Below are 17,740 nucleotides of genomic sequence, written 5' to 3' on the forward strand. Positions count from 1 at the left end.
TTCCGGGTGCAGCCCCGGCGGGCGGCCGGGCGCGGATCCGCCCTCCCAGGAAGGGTCCGGATTTGTCGCAACCGCCTACCTTGACCGCTTTTCCCCGGGTGTGCGACGAAAGGGGGGTCCCCAGCTTCCAGGAGTCACACCCCGATGAGCGACGAGCGCGAAGACACGACGGTTTACAAGGTCGTCGTCAACCACGAAGAGCAGTACTCCATCTGGCCCGCGGACCGTGAGAACGCGCTGGGCTGGAAGGACGCCGGCAAGCAGGGCCTGAAGGCCGAGTGCCTGGAGTACATCAAGGAGGTCTGGACGGACATGCGCCCCCTGAGCCTCCGCAAGAAGATGGAAGAAGACGCGGCCCGCAACAAGAACTGAAGACCGCGTGCGCTTCCCACCGCGCCCTCCCCGCTTCAACGGGGAGGGTGGGCCGGCCCCGTTAGAGGTCCGGCGGAGGCCTGACGCCCAGGTGGCAGGCGCGCAGGGCAAGCTGGGTCCGGTTCTCCGCTCCCAGCTTGCGGTAGAGCTGCGTGACGTGTGACTTCACGGTGCGCTCGGCGATTTGAAGATGCGCGGCGATCTTCAGGTTGTCCGCCCCGCCCGCCACGTACTGAAGCACCTCGCGCTCGCGCTGCGTGAGCAGCAACAGGACGCTCGCCGTGGGTGACGTCACCGGCGGATGCTCGAAGTCGTTGCGCAGCAGTTGCACCGGGAAGAGGCGCTCGCCCCGCACCAGCGACTGCACCGCGGAGGACACCGCGTTCACGCCCAATCCCGCGCGGAAGAGGTATCCAGACGCCCCTTCGTCGAAGCATTGGGAGATGACCTCCGGCGTGCTCACCGCGGACAGAAGCAGCATGCGCACCTCCAGCCGGCGCTTGCGGGCTTCACGCAAGAGGTTGAGCCCCTCCGTCACGGAGCATCCGATGGCGGCTTCGCCGTCGCTCTCCACGTCGAGAATGGCCACCTGCGGTGGATCCGTGCCGAGCCCGTCCAGGAAGCCGCGCACGTCGCGCGTCACCGAAGTGGAATGACCCTCACCCCGAAGCCCGTCGGACAAGCCCTGCCAGGCCGCCCACGGTCCTTCGAGAATCGAAATACGAACTGCCGATTGATTCGCTGCCATGCGATGGCCCCCCAGCCGTCGTGGCGAATTGCTTTCAATGCTACCTGTCGACTTCAACCTGCCCCGGAGTCGGTGGAACCGCGGCGGAACTTCCGCCTGTGCTGAGCGTGCGAGAACCGCGCTTCAACTCCATCCGGGGGTCCTGTCACTGCTGCCCTGCGGACTGCGTCTGCGACTGCCGAACTGGCCCGTTCGGGCCGAACCTCCTTTTTCGTTTCAAGCAAATCCAGCCAACCGAGACCCTAACATCATCCAAGGCCTCTTGCGAACGGACCCGCGCAGGACTGTCAATTGCGCACGGAACGCATGGAAATCCAGGGCCTCGTCCGTCAGGTCGTGATCGCTGTCGCCCCCGGGACATACGTTCCGCGTCCACATTCGGATGTTTTCATGGGTGTTTCGTCCCATGCCCGGGTGAGCGCGCCGCATGCGCGCGGATGGCGCGCCTTGGATGGCAAAGGCGTATGCTGTGCGTCCCGCGCGCATGACTCCCTCCGCCCCCGCACCCCATGTCGACGTCGCCACGCCCGAGCGGGTGGCGCTGTCCCTGCCCGTGGCCGGCATCGGCTACCGCTGTCTCGCGTGGCTGGTGGACGCGAGCCTGCTGTTCTTCTTCTGGGTGGCGCTCTACTTCGTCATCACCCTGCTGGTGTCCGACGTGCTGGGCGCGTTCCAGGCGCTGTCGGGGCTCACGCAAACACTGCTCGCGGTGGGCCTCTTCGCCACGCAATGGCTGTACTGGACGCTGGCGGAGGTCTTCTTCCATGGACAGACACCCGGCAAGCGCGCGCTGCGCATCCGCGTGGTGCGCGAGGATGGCTCGCCGGTGGGCTTCTTCGAAAGCGCGGTGAGAAACCTCTGCCGTGCAGTGGACTTCCTGCCGGTGCTCTACGCCACCGGGTGCATCACCATGCTGCTGGACCCGCGCCACCGGCGGTTGGGAGACATGCTCGCCGGCACCGTGCTGGTGCGCGAGGAGGCCATCGACCTGGACAAATACACGCAGGCGCCCCCGGAGGACGCTCCGGCCGTGGACGCGGGCGTGCAGCGCCCCCTGAGCGCGGAGGACGTGGAGCTGGTGCTGGCGTTCCTTTCGCGTGCGCCCGGCCTGGAGCCGGAGGTGCGGCGGCGGCTGGGAGCGCGGCTGGTGGACCGCGTGGGCGCGTCCCTCACGGACGAGGAGCGCGCGCGGGTGCTCCAGTCGCCGGAGGCCACGGAGGCCTTCCTGCGCACGCGCGCGAAGGCGGTCCACTGACATGGCCGCGCCCCTGCCCACGTTCGTCACGCGGCGCCGGCCGGACTGGGACGCGCTCCAGTCGCTGCTCACGCGTCAGCGCGCGGGCCGCTTGAGCCTGGCGGAGCTGCGAAAGCTGGACACGCTGTACCGGCGCGCGGCCGCGGACCTGGCGCAGGCGCAGACGTTCTATCCAGGCACGGACGCGCACCGCTTCCTCAACCAGCTTTGCGCGCAGGCGTATGGCGCCATCTACCAGCCGCCGCGCGAGCGCTGGGCCTCCACGCGCGACTTCTTCCGGCGCGAGTTCCCCGCCACCCTGCGCCGCGAGGCGCGCTTCGTGGGCGTGAGCGCGGGCCTGCTGGTGATGGGGCTGCTGTTGGGCGCGCTGGTGGTGACGCTGGAGCCGCGCGGCGCGGAGCTGCTGGTGCCGGAGGGCGTGCGGCGCTACGTGGCGCAGGGGCGCATGTGGACGGATGACTTGTTGTCCGTGGCGCCGCCCAACGCCGTGGCGTCCGGCATCGCGACCAACAACCTCACCGTCACGCTGTTCGCGTTCGCGTCCGGCATCCTCCTGGGCATCGGGCCCATCTTCACGCTCGTGAACAACGGCGTGCTGATTGGAGCCGTGGGGGCGCTCTGCTACCGCGAGGGCATGACGGCGGGCTTCCTGGACTTCATCGCCGCGCACGGGCCCGTGGAGCTGTCCATCATCGTCATCGCGGGCGGCGCGGGGCTGATGGTGGGCCAGGCGCTCATCGACCCCGGCGAGCTGCCGCGAGCGCAGGCGCTCCAGGCGCGCGGACGTGAAGCCGTGAAGCTGGTGGTGGGCTGCGCGCCCTTCCTCGCCGGCATCGGCTTCGTGGAGGGCTTCATCTCCCCGGGCCACCTGTTCCCCACCTGGGCCAAGGTGGGGCTGGGCCTGTCGCTGGGAGTCCTCTTCTGGTTCTACCTGTTGCGCGCGGGCAGGACGGACGTGGGCGTGGCGCGCGTGGACGTGCCGGACGCCATGGCCTCCAGCCGCTTGCGCTGACGGTGCTTGAGGATGCGCTCGTAGGCGTCGTTGACCTCGCGCATCTGCTCCGCGGAGCCGCCCCGGTCCGGGTGCCGCTCCAGGGCCAGCGCGTGGAAGCGCGCGCGAATCACGTCCGGCGAATCCAGCGGCGACACGCCCAGCGTCTGGTACGGGCACTGCTCCTGGACGGCGGAGAGCCACTTGTCCAGCCGGTCCTTCACCTCCACGAAGCGCGCGTCCGCGTCCGCGGTGTCCTTCACCGGGTGCGTGCGCATCTTCGCGTCCGCGCGGAAGACCTCGCTGTAGGTGCTGGACACCCAGCGGTGGCATGAACCGCACCGGTAGTACTTCACCCGGGTTCCGGGCTGGAGCGTCATCATCACGCCGCAGTGGGTGCACTCCACCGTGACGTTCTCCAGTGTCTGCCAGCTCGCGACCGCCGCACTCATGGTGACTTCGACCTCCGTTCGCAACACGCCTGTAGCACCGGCAAACTCCCACAGCGGGCGATCCCGTCAAGAAAATGTCGCGAACGACCCGGGGGGTCCCCCTGGCGCGCTGCCGGGCTTCCCGGGTTTCGGGTAGAACGGGCCCATGCGACCGCTCCTCGCCGCCGCCCTGCTCCTGACCGCCGCCGCGCACGCCCAGGCCCCGTCGGCCCCCCCGGCCGCGGCGCCCAAGGCCGCCCCGAAGACCGAGAAGGCCTCCGCCGAGCGCGCGGCCCCTGCCCGATCCCCCGCGGAGACCGGGGCCGCCGACGCCTCCCTCCTGAAGGGCCTGCTGTGGGCGGCGGAGCCCGCGCCGGAGGAGATCCGCACGCTCGCCATCGAGGACCTGGCGCTCCTGGGCGACGCGCGCGCCCTGGACCCGCTGGCCGCGTTCATCTGGGACCCCAACCCGCGCATCCAGCAGGCCGCGTTGCGCGCGGTGGCGCTCTTCCAGCACCGGCGCGCGGAAGAGATTCTCGGCAACGTCGTGAGACACCCGCGCCTGCCGGACGCGCTGAAGATTCAGGCGCTGAGTGGTCTTCTGTATCAGCGCACCCCCACCGCCCGCCGGGTGGTGCAGGACGTGGCCGCGGACAGCCGCGTGGGCTACGCGGTGCAGAACGCCGCGCGCTCGGTCGCGTCGCAGTGGGAAGCCGCCCCGGCCGCCGCGCCCTGAAACACGCCTGCCTGTCTGCTCTCCAGGCCTGACGCCGCCCCAGGCCCTCCGGGCCGATTCCTGGAGTGCGCGCGTGTATGGGTTAGACTGGGGCGCATGAAGATCACCCCCCTCGACATCCGGCAGAAGCGCTTCGAGACGGTGATGCGCGGCTTCGCGCGTCCCGAAGTGGGCGCGTACCTGGAGCTGATCGCCGGCGAGTTCGAGGAGGTCGTGAAGGAGAACATCGCGCTCAAGGAGGAGCTGAAGCGCACGCAGGCGCGGCTCGAGCAGCATCAGGAGCGCGAGCGCACCCTCCAGGAGACGATGGTCACCGCCCAGCGCATCAGCGAGGACCTGAAGGACGCCGCGAAGAAGGAAGCGGAGATCATCATCGCGGACGCGGAGCACCAGGCGGAGAAGATCGTCCACGGCGCGCACCAGCGATTGGTGCAGGTGGTGGAGGACATCAACGAGCTCAAGCGCCAGCGCACCCAGTTCGAGTCGCAGGTGCGCTCCGTGGTGGAGGCCCACCGCAAGCTGCTGGAGACGTTCGCCGCGCCCACCTTCGCGGACCGCGACTACGCGCGCGTGGAGGACAACGTCGCGTTCCTGTCCCAGAAGAAGGCCACCTCCAACGACTAGCACCCGCGCATGCCCGCTCCCTGGCTCAAGGCCATGCAGACAGGGGTGGAGCTGACGGTGCTCGTCCAGCCGCGCGCGTCCCGCACCCAGGTGGTGGGCGAGCATGACGGCCAGCTGAAGATCCAGCTCGCCGCGCCGCCCGTGGATGGTGAAGCGAATGCGGCCCTGGTGGAATTCATCGCCAAAACGCTGGGCGTGCCGCGTCGCCAGGTGACACTCGTGGCGGGTGACACGTCGCGCCGTAAGCGATTGAGGGTGGAAGGGGTTGATGCGGCGGCGGCCGAGGCTGTTATCTCTGGTGGACCGTGAGGCCACGCATGCTCCGCCTGTTCGCCTTCCTGATGATGCTGCTGGCCTCGCCGGGCGTGTTCGCACAGGACGAAGGTCCGCGGGGCATCCACGCCACGGAGGCCGTCGTCACGGACACCGCGCTCGTGCCCCACGCACGCCCCGCCATCATCGCGGGCGAGCTGAAGACGCAGCGCTTCGTCATCCTGCACACCGCGAAGGCGGCGGGCGCGGCCCGGGCGCTGGCCGGGCAGATTGAAGGCGTGCGCGATGCCTTCGGCGCGATGCTCGGGCGCGACTGGCCGGGCACCACCGAAATCCGCCTGGGCGTGGGCCGCCAGGAGTTCGAGGCGCTGGCGCTCCCCGGTGGCAAGCCTCCGGGCTGGGCCGTGGCGCTCGCCTACCCCGGGCATCAGATCATCCTGCTGGACGCGCTCAGCCTGAGCGACACGGAGGGCCCCACCACGCTGCGGCACGAGCTGGCGCACGTGGCGCTGGGCCAGCTGGCGAAGGACTGGCCGCGCTGGTTCCAGGAGGGCGTGGCGCAGAACCTCACCGACGAGCGCTACTCCGTCGCCCACTACAGCGCCCTTTTCCGCGCGGTGACGCAGGAGCGCGTCTTCCACTTCGAGGACCTGTCCGACGAATGGCCGGACGTGCCCGCGGACGTGGAGATCGCCTACGCGCAGAGCGCCGCGTTCGTGGCCTTCCTCACCGGCAAGCACGGCTCTCACGCCATGGGCCTGCTGGTGGACGGCGTGCGCGCGGGTGAGCCCTTCGAGCAGGCCTTCGGCAAGGCCTTCCGCACGTCGCTGCTGTTGGAAGAGCAGGACTGGCGCGAGGGGCTCGCGGCCCGCTACGGCTGGCTGCCGCTCACCACCAGCTCCGCGCTGCTGTGGCTCACCGCCTCCATCCTGTGCGTGGCCGCCTTCGTGCGCCGCATGCGCCAGAAGGCCGAGCGGATGACGGAGCTGGCCGCGGAGGACGCCGCCGAGGACGCCGCGCTGCGCCTGCTCGCCGCCGCCCGCGCCGCGGGGCCCGTCCCCGTGGACGGCTCCGAGCCGCTGTCCCCTGCCCTCCCCTGGCCGGAGTGGCCCGGCGCCACCCCGCCCGTGGCCCCGCCCAATCCGTCCGCCCCCAGTCAGCCGGAAGCCCTGGAGGGCGCGCCGGAGCCCCTGGAGTCGGGCGCGGGCCATCCGGAAGGCGCGGACGGTCCAGACATGGACCTGGACGACGAGGAGCCGGAGTCCGCCAGCGGCGAGTACGAGCTGGACGGCGAGGCCCCGTCGGGCCGCCCGCCCAAGCCGACGCTCCACTGAGAGGCGCCGTGTGCCCAGGCAGGGAAGGAACTTCCCCTGCCCCCCGCCTTTCAACATCCGCCCCGTAGGATTTACGTCCTCCGGCCGCCCTTCAGGGCACCCCCATTGCCCAAGTGGGCGGATTCATTGGGAACCACCAACCGTCTGGCGTTGGCAAAGCCTTTGCTAAGTCTTCGTTCGCGATGCGGACGACAACGGACATGGCGGCGGAGCGGGGACGGAAGAAGGCCGGGGCGGCCCGGGTCTTCAGCAAGCAGCCGGAGCGCATCGCGGCCCTGTGGCGGCGGATGCGGCTGGCGTCGCACGAGGGCCAGGGCGTTCCGGGCCCCAGCCTGCTGGACGGACTGGTGGAGCCCTTCGTCCGGGAGCTGGGGCTGACGCTGGAGGGCGTGGAGTCCAGCCCCTGGAGCCGCACCCGCGCGGTGCTGCGCCTGGCGCCGGAGCGTGGCGCTCGGGCCCTGCACGACGAGTTCGCACTGCTGCGGCGGTGCCTGGTGGACGCCCTGGAGGTGCTGGGCGGCGGAGACGCGGAGCGCCAGCGCATCAACCGCGCGCTCGACGAGGCCGTGGACAGCGCGGTGGCGCTGCTCCAGCGGATGGCGGACCCGAAGGCGGATGGGCCCCGGGTGCCGTTCGGCGGTCTGGTGGTGGAGTACTTCGAGCGGCCGTCCCACGCGCGCCGGGCCCCCATGGGCCGCCGCGACGAGCGGTCCGCCATGCACTGAGTTTGACAAGGATTCGACGGCGCGCGGGAGGCGCCAGGGTTTGGTTGCAACGGTTTGCCGATCCGTCCGGCTTGACACTCCTCACTGAGGAAGGGTCCGGGGGCTGGCGGGAGGGAGCGCTGTCATGGATGGGGGTCCGTGACGCGCCTTGAGGGTGCGAGTTCCTGCTCGGGGGAGCGGTGAGCCGCACACAGTCGAACGCCGGAACGCGTGGATGGGGGTCCGCGCGCTCCGCCGGTCGGACGGATCGGCATGTTTTGTCGGGGGGATTGGGGATGGGGCAGCGGGAGGGCGCCTACGGGGGTGGGCGCTCTCCCGCATTTTTTTGTGCGCTCAGTGCGCGTCCGCCCAGCTCTTCCCCGCGCCCACGTCCACCTTGAGCGGCACCTTCAGCTCGGCGACGGAGGCCATGCTCTTCACGGCCAGGGCCTTCACGGCCTCCACCTCCGCGTCCGGCGCCTCGAAGAGCAGTTCGTCGTGCACCTGGAGGAGCACGCGCGTCTTCAGCTTCTGCTCCCGCAGCGCGGCGTCCACGGCCAGCATGGCCTTCTTCATCAGGTCCGCGGCGGTGCCCTGGATGGGCATGTTGATGGCGGCGCGCTCGGCGGCCTGGGCCACCGCGCGGTTCTTGGAGAGCAGGTCCCCCATCAGGCGGCGGCGGCCGTAGAGCGTCTCCACGTAGCCCACCTTGCGCGCCCGCTCCACGGTGTCCTCCAGGTACTGGCGGATGCCGGCGTAGCGGATGAAGAACCGCTCGATGACGTCGCGCGCGTTCTCCTGGGAGATGCCCAGGCGCGTGGACAGGCCGTGCGCGGACAGGCCGTACGCGATGCCGAAGTTCACCATCTTCGCCACGCGGCGCTGCTCGCGGTCCACGTCCTTGGGGTCCACGCCAAAGACTTCCGCCGCCGTGCGGCTGTGGATGTCCTCGTCGTTGCGGAACGCGTCGATGAGGACCGGGTCCTCCGCGATGTGCGCCAGGAGCCGCAGCTCAATCTGCGAGTAGTCCGCGCTCACCAACTGGTGCCCCGCGTCCGCCACGAAGGCGCGGCGGATCTCCCGCCCCAGCTCCGTGCGGACCGGGATGTTCTGCAGGTTCGGGTCGGACGAGGACAGCCGGCCGGTGGCGGTGGCCGCCTGGTGATACGTGGTGTGGATGCGCCCGTCCTTCGCCACCAGCGTGGGCAGCGTGTCCAGGTAGGTGCTCTTGAGCTTGGACAGGCCCCGGTACTCGATGAGCGCGCGCGCGAGCACGCTGTTGTGCTCCTCCGCCAGCTTCTCCAGCACCTCCTGGTCCGTGGACGGGCCCGTCTTGCCGCGCTTGAGGATGGGCAGCTTCTGCTCCTCGTAGAGCACCTGCGCCAGCTGCGGGTTGGAGCCCAGGTTGAAGACGTGGCCCGCGGCCTGGTGGCACTCGGCCTCCTTCGCCTTCACCTCCACGTCCACGCGTTCAGAGGTGCGGCCCAGCTCCGCCACGTCCAGCTTCACGCCCTCGCGCTCCATGCGCGCGAGCACGGGCAGGAGCGGCAGCTCCAGCGTGCGCGCCAGCTCCGACAGCCCGCCCAGCTCCAGCTCCTTCCACAGCTCCGGCGCCATCCTGCGCGCCGCGTCCGCGCGCACCGCGTACGCCGCGGCCACCTCGTCCGGCCCGTGGTCCGCCAGCGGCCGTCCCTTCTTGCCCTCCACCGACGCGGGCAGCGCGGGCAGCTCCGAGCGCAGCCGCTCCCGCGCCAGGTCCGCCAGCGCGTGCTCCCGGCGCGACGGGTTGAGCAGGTAGCTCAGGAGCTCCACGTCGTCGTGCGCGCCCTCCAGCGTCAGCCCTTCGTTGGCCAGCACCAGCGTGAGCGCCTTGAGGTCGTGGCCGCCCTTCTTCACCGCCGGGTCGGAGATCACGTCCTTCATCGTCGCGGTGAAGGCCGCCACCGGCACCTGCGTGGCGCCCAGCTGCTGGTGTCTCAGCGGCACGTAGCGCGTGGCGCCGTCCGGCAGCGCCACGCCCAGGCCCACCAGCGGCGCCGCGAAGGGCATGCCCTCGAAGGCGGGCACCAGCGTGAGGGCCCCGGCCGCCTTCGCCGCGTCCGCCAGCGCCTTCAGCTCCGCCTCGGTGGTGACCAGCGTGGTGGTGGTGGCGAGCGGCGCCACGTCCGGCCGGGCCGGAGCCTCCTCCGCGGGCAGGTCGCGCAGGAGCGCGAAGAACTCCAGCTCCGTGAACAGGTCCCGCGCGCGCGTGGCGTCCGGCGCGCGGCGGACCAGGTCGTCCAGCTTCACGCCCAGGGGCAGCCCGGTGTTGAACGTCACGAGCTGCTTGGCGCGCGTCAGGCTCTCGCGGTGGGACTCCAGCGCCGCGCGGATCTTCGGCTTCTTCACCTCTTCCACGCGCGCGAGCAACGTCTCCACGTCGCCGAACTGGTGGAGCAGCTCCACGGCCGTCTTGTCGCCCACGCCGGGCACCTTGGCGACGTTGTCCACCGCGTCGCCCACCAGGGCCAGGAAGTCGCGCACCTGCCTGGGCAGGATGCCCATCTTCTCCTGTACGTCCGCGATGCCGATGCGCTTGTTCTTCGCGGGGTCGAAGAGGGTGATGTCCTCGTCGACGATCTGCATGAAGTCCTTGTCGCTGGTGACGACCAGGACCTGGAAGCCCTCCGCCTTCGCCTGCATCGCGAGCGTGCCGATGACGTCGTCCGCCTCCCAGCCCTCCGCGTCCAGCGAGGGCAGGTTCAGCACGTCACCCACCTTGCGGATGAGCGGGAACTGGGGCGTCAGGTCCTCCGGTGGCGCCTTGCGGTTCGCCTTGTACGTGGGGTCGATCTTCTGACGCTCCACGCGGCCGGACTTGTCGAACGCCAACGCCACGTGCGTGGGCTTCAGCTCCTGCAGGGCCTTGAGCACCATGCGGGTGAAGCCCAGCACCGCGTTGGTGGGCACCCCCTTGCTCGTCGTGAGCGGGGGGATGGCGTGGTAGGCGCGGAAGATGAAGCCAGAGGCGTCGAAGAGCGCCAGGCGGCGCTCGGAGCGCGGGGGGCTGGTGTCGGCCATCCCCCGTCCCTAGCGCGCCTACCGCTGTCTGTCCACGAAGCCCCGCACCGGAGCGCCGCTCAGCGGCACTTCATCTCGGCCTTCTTCGCGGCCATCTGCTCGGCGATGCCGTCACCCGGCACGGCATAGTCCTCCACCGCCTGGAAGTCCGAGCAATTGCCCACGCTGTTCAACGCGTTCTGCGCCTGCGTGGAGCAGAAGGCCACCACGCGGTTCAGGTTCGTGTTGCCCTTGTAGAAGTCGAAACCCATCTTCCAGATGCGGCAGCCACGGCGGCGGTCCTCGCGGTCGGCGAAGTGCTTGCCGCGCTGGTAGGCGGAGGCCGCCAGGTCCTGGAACATGTTCTTCCGGTAGAAGGACAGGTGCGACTCCGCCAGCTCCGCCATGATGCGCTTGTCCGTCGCCAGCGCGTCCTTGAACGGCGCCACCGCGCGCTCGGGCTCGTCGTTGCTGAGCGAGCTCTCACCCGTCTTGAAGAGCTGATCCACGTTGGACACGTCGCGGATGAGGTCGTCCGCCAGCTGGTGGAACTGCGCCTGGTCCTCCTTCGAGCGCAGCTTCTGCAGCGTCGCCATCGCCTCGCTACCGCGGCCAGCCCAGTAGTCCATCATCGCCGCCTGGACGAGCTTCGGGGCATAGCGCTTGGCGAACATGGCGCGCACCTCGCTGGCCTGATCCACGCCCAGCCCGTCCTCCTGGAGGATGTCGGACACGGGGCACGTCCACGGCTGGGCGTTGCGGTCCACGCGGTTGCGGGCCACCAGGAACTTCACGAACATGGCGTCCTTGGGACGCCACTCGTTCTTGCGCAGGCCGCCCTCCAGGCGGAGCGTCTGACCGATGGGCGGCTCCAGGTCCTCCTTGCTCTGCTTCTGGCACCACACTTCCATGTACTGCTGGCAGCGCTGCACCGCGGGGACCCACTGCGAGTTGTTCAGGTAGCGCTTGCAGTCGTCCTTCGCGCGCTCCACGAACTGCTCGGCCGTCTCCTTCGCCTTGGAGCGGGCGCGGCGGAAGTACTCGCTCTCCTTCGGAATCTTGCGCAGGAGCTCCAGCGCGTCCTTCTCGCGGTTGAGCTCGATGGCCTTCTTCGCGGCCTCGAAGTTGTCGGAGGCCTCCTTCTCCAGCTTGATGCGCCGCACGAGGGTGTTCGCCTCGGCGTTGATGGGGTCCATGTCCAGCGCCTGCTCACACGCCTTCTCGGCGCGGCCCCAGTCGGGAGCCCCCATCTCGTTGGAGGAATAGGAGCGGCACTCGCTGAGGAACTCCTGCACCTGCTGCGCGGGATCCAGCGGCGCGGCCGGCCCCGTCTTCTGCGCCTTCTGGGGCGCGCCAATGGAGGTCTTCACCACCGCCGCCACCGCCAGCAGCGCCACCACGCCGCCCGCGACCACCAGCAGCTTGCGCTTCTTGTCCGCCTCGGGCGCGGCCCTGCCGCCACGACGGACCGGCGCGGCGCCCGGACGGCGCGAGGGCGTGTCGGAGGCCTCGTAGGTCATCTCCACCACGCCGAACTGGAGGACGTCCCCGGGCTGAAGGTCGACGAACTCCTCGCCCAGCAGCTCGCCGTTGAGCAGCGTGCCGTTGGCGCTGCCCAGGTCGCGCGCGAGCACCGCGGAGCCCTCGCGCTTCACCTCCGCGTGCTTCCGGCTCACGGAGTCGTCATCCAGGATGACCGCCGCCGGAGGCGCCCGGCCCACCAGCACCGTGCCGTTGATGGGATAGGACTTGCCCGCCCACGGGCCCGTCATGCCCTTGAGCATCGGACCGGAGCTCGCGCCCGCCGCCGCGGCAGCCGCCCCCGCACCCGCGGGCGTGGAGCGCGCGGGCCGCCTCGCCAGCGCGCCCTCGGGCTTCGCGGCCCCGTTCTGCGTGGCCTTGGCGCGGATGCTGGGCATGGCGCGCGTGCCCTTCACGGGCGCGTCCGCGAGCGTCGCCGGGTCGCCGGGAGGAGGCGTCGCCACGCGGCGGCCGCTGGTGCTCCGGGCAGCGCCCTTGAGCTTCAGCTCGTAGTCGCCCAGCAGCACCTGCGAGGCCGGCGTCAGCGCCGTGGGCCCCTCGATGCGCTCGCCGTCCACGAAGGTGCCGTTCTGGCTGCCCCCGTCCTCGACATAGACCGTGCCGCCCTCCACGTAGATGCGCGCGTGCTGCCGCGACACGCCACCTTCCGTGAGGACCAGGTCATTGCCTTGCTGGCGGCCGATCTTCAGCTCGCCCGCGATCTCGTGCTCGTGCTCAGTTCCGTCAGGGTGACGGACGACCAGGGTAGGCATGGGCGCGTCAGTCCTCGCGGAAGATGCTCATGTTCACGGGGATGCCCTTGCGCTGGAGCTCGTCGTAGAACTTCGGGACGAAGCCCGAAGCCACGAAGCGCCCACGCACCTTGTGGTCTTCCGTGAAGCCGTCCTGCTTGTAATAGAAGATGTCCTGGAGGGTCACGATGTCGACCTCCATGCCGGACACCTCCGTGACGAAGCAGATCTTGCGCGTCCCGTCGGAGAAGCGCGTCTGCTGCACGATGAGGTGCACGGCGCTGGCGATCTGCTCGCGGATGGCCTTCACCGGCAGCTCCATGCCGGACATGAGCACCATCGTCTCCAGCCGGGCAATCGCGTCGCGCGGCGTGTTCGCGTGCAGCGTGGTGAGCGAACCGTCGTGGCCGGTGTTCATGGCCTGGAGCATGTCCAGCGTCTCACCGGAGCGGCACTCGCCCACCACGATGCGGTCCGGCCGCATGCGCAGGCAGTTCTTCACCAGCTCGCGGATGGTGATGGCGCCCTTGCCTTCCAGGTTGGGCGGGCGGCTCTCCAGCTGTACCCAGTGGTCCTGCGGCAGCTGAAGCTCCGCCGCGTCCTCCACCGTGATGATGCGCTCCCCCTCCGGGATGAACGAGCTGATGATGTTCAGCGTCGTCGTCTTCCCGGAGCCCGTGCCGCCGGAGATGACGATGTTGCGCCGGGCCGTCACGCACATCTCCAGGAACTCGGCCATCTGCGCGGTGATGGTCTTGTACTTGATGAGGTCCTGGATCTTGAGCGCGTCCTTCTTGAACTTGCGGATGGTGATGCAGGGGCCCTTGAGCGCCAGCGGCGGGATGATGGCGTTCACGCGGCTGCCGTCCTTGAGGCGCGCGTCCACCAGCGGGCTGGATTCGTCGATGCGGCGGCCAATGGGCGCCACGATGCGCTCGATGACGCCGAGCACCGCCTGGTTGGAGGAGAAGATCTTCTCCGACAGGGTCAGCTTGCCCTTGCGCTCGATGTAGATCTGGTTGGCGTGGTTCACCATGATCTCGCTGATCTCTTCCGACGCGAGGAACGCCTCCAGGGGCCCCAGGCCCAGCGCCTCGTTGATGACGTCGGTGAGCAGCTCCTCCCGGTCCACGTCCCCGGGAAGCTCCTGGTCCGCCTCCATCTGGTCGATGATGTCCCGGATGGCCTTTTCGGTGCGGCGCCAGAGCTCCTCGTCCCCGAGCCGGTCCATGTCCATGCGGCGCAGGTCCAGGTACTCGATGAGCCGGTCGTGGATCTCCTTCTGGAGCCGCGAGTAGCGCTCCAGCCGGGGGTCCACCTTGCGCTTGTTCTTCGCCATGGCCGCGGCCATGGACGCGGGCATGCGGCTGGGAGCCGCGGGAGCGGGCGCGGGCTCCTCCTCCTCGTAGGGCTCCTCTTCTTCGTAGGCCTCTTCCTCGTAGGCCTCTTCGCCCTGCTCCTCGTCGTAGGCCTCTTCCGCGGGCTCTTCCTCCAGCGGCTCGACGTTGAGGATGTAGTCGCCGATGGAGACCTGGTCGGTGGGCTTGAGCACCATGGGACCGGCGATCTTCTTGCCGTTCACGAAGGTGCCGTTCGTGGACTTCATGTCCACGATGATGAAGCGCCCATCCTTTTCGACGATGCGGGAGTGGGTCTTGGAGACGTTCCCCTTGGCGAGCACGATGTCGTTGCCAGCAATCCGGCCGATCGTGATCTCGTTCTTGGGGTACTCCCGCTGCTCCGAACCGCCGCCCTTCTCCGTCAGCGTGATGAGAAACATGGGGCGGGATGCTACCAAGCCCTCCTACGACCTCAAAGACTCCTGCGACGCTCGCCCGCCTGCTGCCCGGAAACGAACGGGCCGGCGCCCTCCCCCTCTGAAGCGGGGACGGAGCCGGCCCGGATCCGACGCGGCGGCGAGGAAGGCCGTCAGTCGAAGATGTTGAAGTTCACCTCGGAGCGGGCCTGCTTGTAGCGGGTCTTCACGTCCTCGATGATGCTGCGGACCTTGTCCGAGTCCGGGTTCACGATGCGCGGGGTGACGAAGATCACCAGCTCGCGCTTGGTGGAGTCGAACGCGCGGTTCTTGAACAGCTCGCCCACGATGGGGATGTGACCCAGGCCGGGCAGCTTCGCGACGGCCTTCTGCTCGTCGTGGCTGAACACGCCGGACAGCACGATGGTCTCACCGTGGCGCACGGTGACGTTCGTCTTGACCTTGCGGGTGCGGAAGCCGGGGATGGCGGACGAACCACCGAAGGACACGGACACGGAGGTGTCGATTTCAGAGGCCTCGGCCTCCACTTCCGTCTGGATGTTGCCGTTGCGGTCCGCGGTGGGGCGGATGTTCAGGATGACGCCGTAGGGCTTGTACTCCACCGTGAACTGCGTGTTGGTGATGAGGGGGATGGGCACCTCGCCGCCGGCGAGGAACTCCGCCTTCTCACCGCTGGCGCACACCAGCTTGGGCTGCGCCAGCAGGCGGCCGTAACCGTCGTTGGCCTGGAAGCCGATGCTCAGGTCGGAGCCGCCAATCGCGCCCAGCGTGAGCGTGGAGACGGCGTCGCCGGAGGGCAGGAGCGCCTTGTTCAGGTTCGCGGTGGCGGACAGCGTGCCGGTGATGTCCGTGGGGTACTTGATGCCGTAGCGGTCGCGGCTGTTGCGGCGGATTTCGACGAACTGGACCTCGGAGAGGATCATCCGCTTGATGCCGACGACGAGCAGGTTCTCCACCTTCTCACCGATGGCCTTGGTGATCAGCTCCGCCTTCTGGAGGTCCTGCTGGCTCTCCACGGAGCCCTCCAGGAAGATGGTCGCGCCCACCACGTTGGCCTGCACGTTCTTCAGGCCCGCCTTCTGGAAGGCCGCGTTCAGGTTCTGCGCGACCAGCTTCTTGGCGTTGGGGGCGATCTTCACGAACGACTTCACGTTCGGGTACAGGCTCACCACCTGCTCGATGCGGTCCGCGTCCTGCGTGGTGTAGGCCTGACCGTCCAGGTAGATGCGGTCGCCCACCATGCGCACGGACACGCCTTCAATCTCACCGAGCAGGCGCTTGATCTCGGAGATGACCTCGTTGGGGTCCTGCTTGCGGACCGTCACCAGGTAGCTGATGCGCTGACCGGAGGACTTCCAGACGAGCAGCGTCGTCTTGCCTTCGGCGTTACCGGTGACGAGCAGCTGGCCGGTGCCGAGCGTCTTCACCTCGGCGATGGACGGATCACCCAGCGCGACGCGGCTGAGGCCGGGAATGGTGAGCACCTTCTGGGTCCCCACACCCAGGCTGACGGAGCTGCCCTCCTGGGCCTGGGCAGGGGCGCTGGCCACCACCGTGACGACGGCGCCGAGCGCCAGGGCTTGCGTGAAGCGAGTGAACATCGTGTGAATCCCCTTCTTGCGTGCGCGCGCCCGGCCTGACGGCGCGCTATCCCAGATGTTGTTGCTGCCACCACATGGCCCAGAAAGTCCCGAGCGCGATGGAGACGCCGTAGGGGATGTGTCGCGCGGGAGCGGGCGAGGTTTCCTCGCGCATCCATTTCATCCGCACCGCCCAGCGACGGGCCACCGCCGCCAGCGTGTCCCAGACGGCCCCCTGCCACAGCAGCGTGACGATGGCCTGCAGCGCGCCCGTGAGCGAGATGAAGGCCGCCGCGGCGAGCACCGTGGGAAAGCCCAGCACGCAGCCCACGCCCGCCATCAGCTTGACGTCACCCCACCCCATGCGCCCGCGCAGCGCACCCGGCACCAGCAGCAGCGCGAGTCCCGCGCCCGCCAGAAGCCCGCTCACCACCCCCGACTCCAGCCCGCCCACCCCTTCGGACACACCGCGCAGCACGAGCCCCAGCACGATGAGCGGATAGGTCACGGCGTTCGGGATGAGCCGGCGCAGCACGTCGGTCACCACCGCAATCACCAGGGCCACTCCCAGAATCGTCGACAGCGCGAGCTGAACAGGTGTCATTCGGCACCTGCTCCCATGGGGAGCAGGCGACCCCCATCAAACAATGGAGGCCCTGAGCCCGTCAATTCCTGAACAAGGCCATCGCACCGTGGGGCCCCGCGTCATGCCGGCTTCAGTGGATGACGAGGCGGATCTTCTCGCTGCAGATGAAGTACTCGTCCCCGTCCTCGACCTTGCGGCGCTTGATGCGCTGCTTGTTGAACCAGGTCCCGTTCGAGGAGCCGAGGTCTTCGATGTAGAAGTCGCCACCGTCGCGGGCGATGACGGCGTGCTCGCGCGACACCTTGCCGGAGTTGATGACGAAGTCGCAGTGCTTGCCGCGTCCGATGACGTAGCGGTCCTTGACGATCTTCTCCTGCTCGCCGGACTCCGTGACGAGGTAGAGCGCGGCGCCCTCCTCCTCGTCCGGCTCCTCCATGGCCTCTTCTTCCTCGGCCTCTTCCGGCGGCTCGTCCTGCATGTCGTCGAGCGGCGGCTCCTCCTGCTCCGGCAGGGGCTCCTCCTCGTCCTCGATCATGTCGTCCGCGGCGGGCGGAGGCGGCTCGTTCTTGCCCTTGATGAGCCGCTCCAGCTCGGCGGCCGTCTCCAGGACGCGCTCGGCGACCTCGCGGCGCACCGGATCATTGTCGAGACCGTTGGAGGACGGGCGCTCGTCGACGTTGCGCGCGGCGCCTCGCGGAGGCGGCGCGGGGGACAGCATCGGCGGAGCGCCCTTGGCCGCGGCGGCCGGGGGCGGAGCAGCGGCCGGACGCGCCGCCGCGGCGGGCGCGGGTGACGGCACCGCCGCCACCGCGGGCTCGCCCTTCGTCTTCACGTCGATGAAGCCGTTGAGGCGCGCGAACATGAACAGCGCCTGGTTGATGAGCGCGTCGCGATCCGAGCCCATCTGCTGGGCCATCTCTTCGTACGTCTCCCACAGGTGCTCGGCGATGCCGACCTTGCGTGCGGGACGGGAGTTCTGATCGATCATCGGTCTTGGCTCGGGAAATGCTGGACGTG

At 69.4% G+C, this 17,740-nt stretch carries 16 protein-coding genes; 8 read left to right on the forward strand and 8 right to left on the reverse strand.

The features are described 5' to 3' along the window. Positions 1–144 precede the first annotated feature (144 nt). Complete coding sequence (locus tag ACX114_RS24675; protein ID WP_014397734.1) at positions 145–372, forward strand: MbtH family protein; 228 nt, start codon at positions 145–147, stop codon at positions 370–372. A 61-nt stretch (positions 373–433) separates the two neighbouring features. On the opposite strand, the gene fruA is transcribed toward ACX114_RS24675, so the two are convergent. Next, on the reverse strand, positions 434–1,120 hold the full coding sequence (fruA, locus tag ACX114_RS24680; RefSeq protein WP_043321786.1) for a response regulator transcription factor FruA: 687 nt from the start codon (positions 1,118–1,120) through the stop codon (positions 434–436). Between the two features lie 484 nt (positions 1,121–1,604). On the opposite strand from fruA, the gene ACX114_RS24685 reads away from it, so the two are divergent. Both ACX114_RS24685 and ACX114_RS24690 read left to right on the forward strand, forming a co-directional pair. Continuing rightward, positions 1,605–2,375 carry an RDD family protein gene (locus tag ACX114_RS24685; RefSeq protein WP_459288382.1) on the forward strand — a complete coding sequence of 257 codons (771 nt, stop codon included), beginning with the start codon at positions 1,605–1,607 and terminating at the stop codon, positions 2,373–2,375. Between the two features lies 1 nt (position 2,376). Further along, the gene (locus ACX114_RS24690) at positions 2,377–3,387 is read left to right on the forward strand and encodes a stage II sporulation protein M (RefSeq protein ID WP_459288384.1); all 1,011 of its coding nucleotides are present in this window, start codon (positions 2,377–2,379) and stop codon (positions 3,385–3,387) included. On the opposite strand, the gene ACX114_RS24695 is transcribed toward ACX114_RS24690, so the two are convergent. Further along, entirely contained in the window at positions 3,303–3,818 is a 516-nt protein-coding gene (locus ACX114_RS24695; protein ID WP_459288386.1) for a J domain-containing protein, read from the reverse strand. The two genes, ACX114_RS24690 and ACX114_RS24695, sit on opposite strands and share 85 nt — an antisense overlap. Before the next feature lie 145 nt (positions 3,819–3,963). Here ACX114_RS24695 and ACX114_RS24700 point away from each other — a divergent pair, with 145 nt between their 5' ends. The 5 genes from ACX114_RS24700 (at position 3,964) to ACX114_RS24720 (ending at position 7,489) form a co-directional block, all read left to right on the forward strand. After that, entirely contained in the window at positions 3,964–4,533 is a 570-nt protein-coding gene (locus tag ACX114_RS24700; protein WP_459288388.1) for a HEAT repeat domain-containing protein, read from the forward strand. 96 nt (positions 4,534–4,629) lie between these two features. Beyond that, a complete protein-coding gene (locus tag ACX114_RS24705) occupies positions 4,630–5,157 on the forward strand; it encodes a DivIVA domain-containing protein (protein WP_014397740.1) in 528 nt (175 codons plus the stop codon). A 9-nt stretch (positions 5,158–5,166) separates the two neighbouring features. Next, on the forward strand, positions 5,167–5,466 hold the full coding sequence (locus ACX114_RS24710; protein ID WP_459288390.1) for a DUF167 domain-containing protein: 300 nt from the start codon (positions 5,167–5,169) through the stop codon (positions 5,464–5,466). A gap of 8 nt (positions 5,467–5,474) precedes the next feature. Then, positions 5,475–6,764 (forward strand): peptidase MA family metallohydrolase, encoded by a 1,290-nt coding sequence (locus ACX114_RS24715; protein WP_459288392.1) that lies wholly within the window; start codon positions 5,475–5,477, stop codon positions 6,762–6,764. A 182-nt stretch (positions 6,765–6,946) separates the two neighbouring features. Further along, positions 6,947–7,489: a hypothetical protein gene (locus ACX114_RS24720; protein WP_206793062.1), complete on the forward strand. Its 543-nt coding sequence runs from the start codon at positions 6,947–6,949 to the stop codon at positions 7,487–7,489. A gap of 333 nt (positions 7,490–7,822) precedes the next feature. On the opposite strand, the gene polA is transcribed toward ACX114_RS24720, so the two are convergent. From polA to ACX114_RS24750, 6 genes are all read right to left on the reverse strand, one after another. After that, a complete protein-coding gene (gene polA, locus ACX114_RS24725) occupies positions 7,823–10,528 on the reverse strand; it encodes a DNA polymerase I (RefSeq protein WP_459288394.1) in 2,706 nt (901 codons plus the stop codon). 59 nt (positions 10,529–10,587) lie between these two features. After that, the gene (locus ACX114_RS24730) at positions 10,588–12,801 is read right to left on the reverse strand and encodes an FHA domain-containing protein (protein ID WP_459288396.1); all 2,214 of its coding nucleotides are present in this window, start codon (positions 12,799–12,801) and stop codon (positions 10,588–10,590) included. Positions 12,802–12,808: 7 nt separating this feature from the next. Next, positions 12,809–14,560, reverse strand: coding sequence for an ATPase, T2SS/T4P/T4SS family (locus tag ACX114_RS24735; protein ID WP_459288398.1), 1,752 nt, complete (start codon positions 14,558–14,560; stop codon positions 12,809–12,811). A gap of 149 nt (positions 14,561–14,709) precedes the next feature. Next, complete coding sequence (locus ACX114_RS24740) at positions 14,710–16,158, reverse strand: type II and III secretion system protein family protein (protein ID WP_206793053.1); 1,449 nt, start codon at positions 16,156–16,158, stop codon at positions 14,710–14,712. A gap of 46 nt (positions 16,159–16,204) precedes the next feature. After that, positions 16,205–16,741, reverse strand: coding sequence for an A24 family peptidase (locus tag ACX114_RS24745; protein ID WP_459288400.1), 537 nt, complete (start codon positions 16,739–16,741; stop codon positions 16,205–16,207). Between the two features lie 112 nt (positions 16,742–16,853). After that, positions 16,854–17,711 (reverse strand): FHA domain-containing protein, encoded by an 858-nt coding sequence (locus ACX114_RS24750; protein WP_459288402.1) that lies wholly within the window; start codon positions 17,709–17,711, stop codon positions 16,854–16,856. Positions 17,712–17,740: the final 29 nt, after the last annotated feature.

The sequence above is a fragment of the Corallococcus sp. M7 genome, assembly GCF_054512695.1.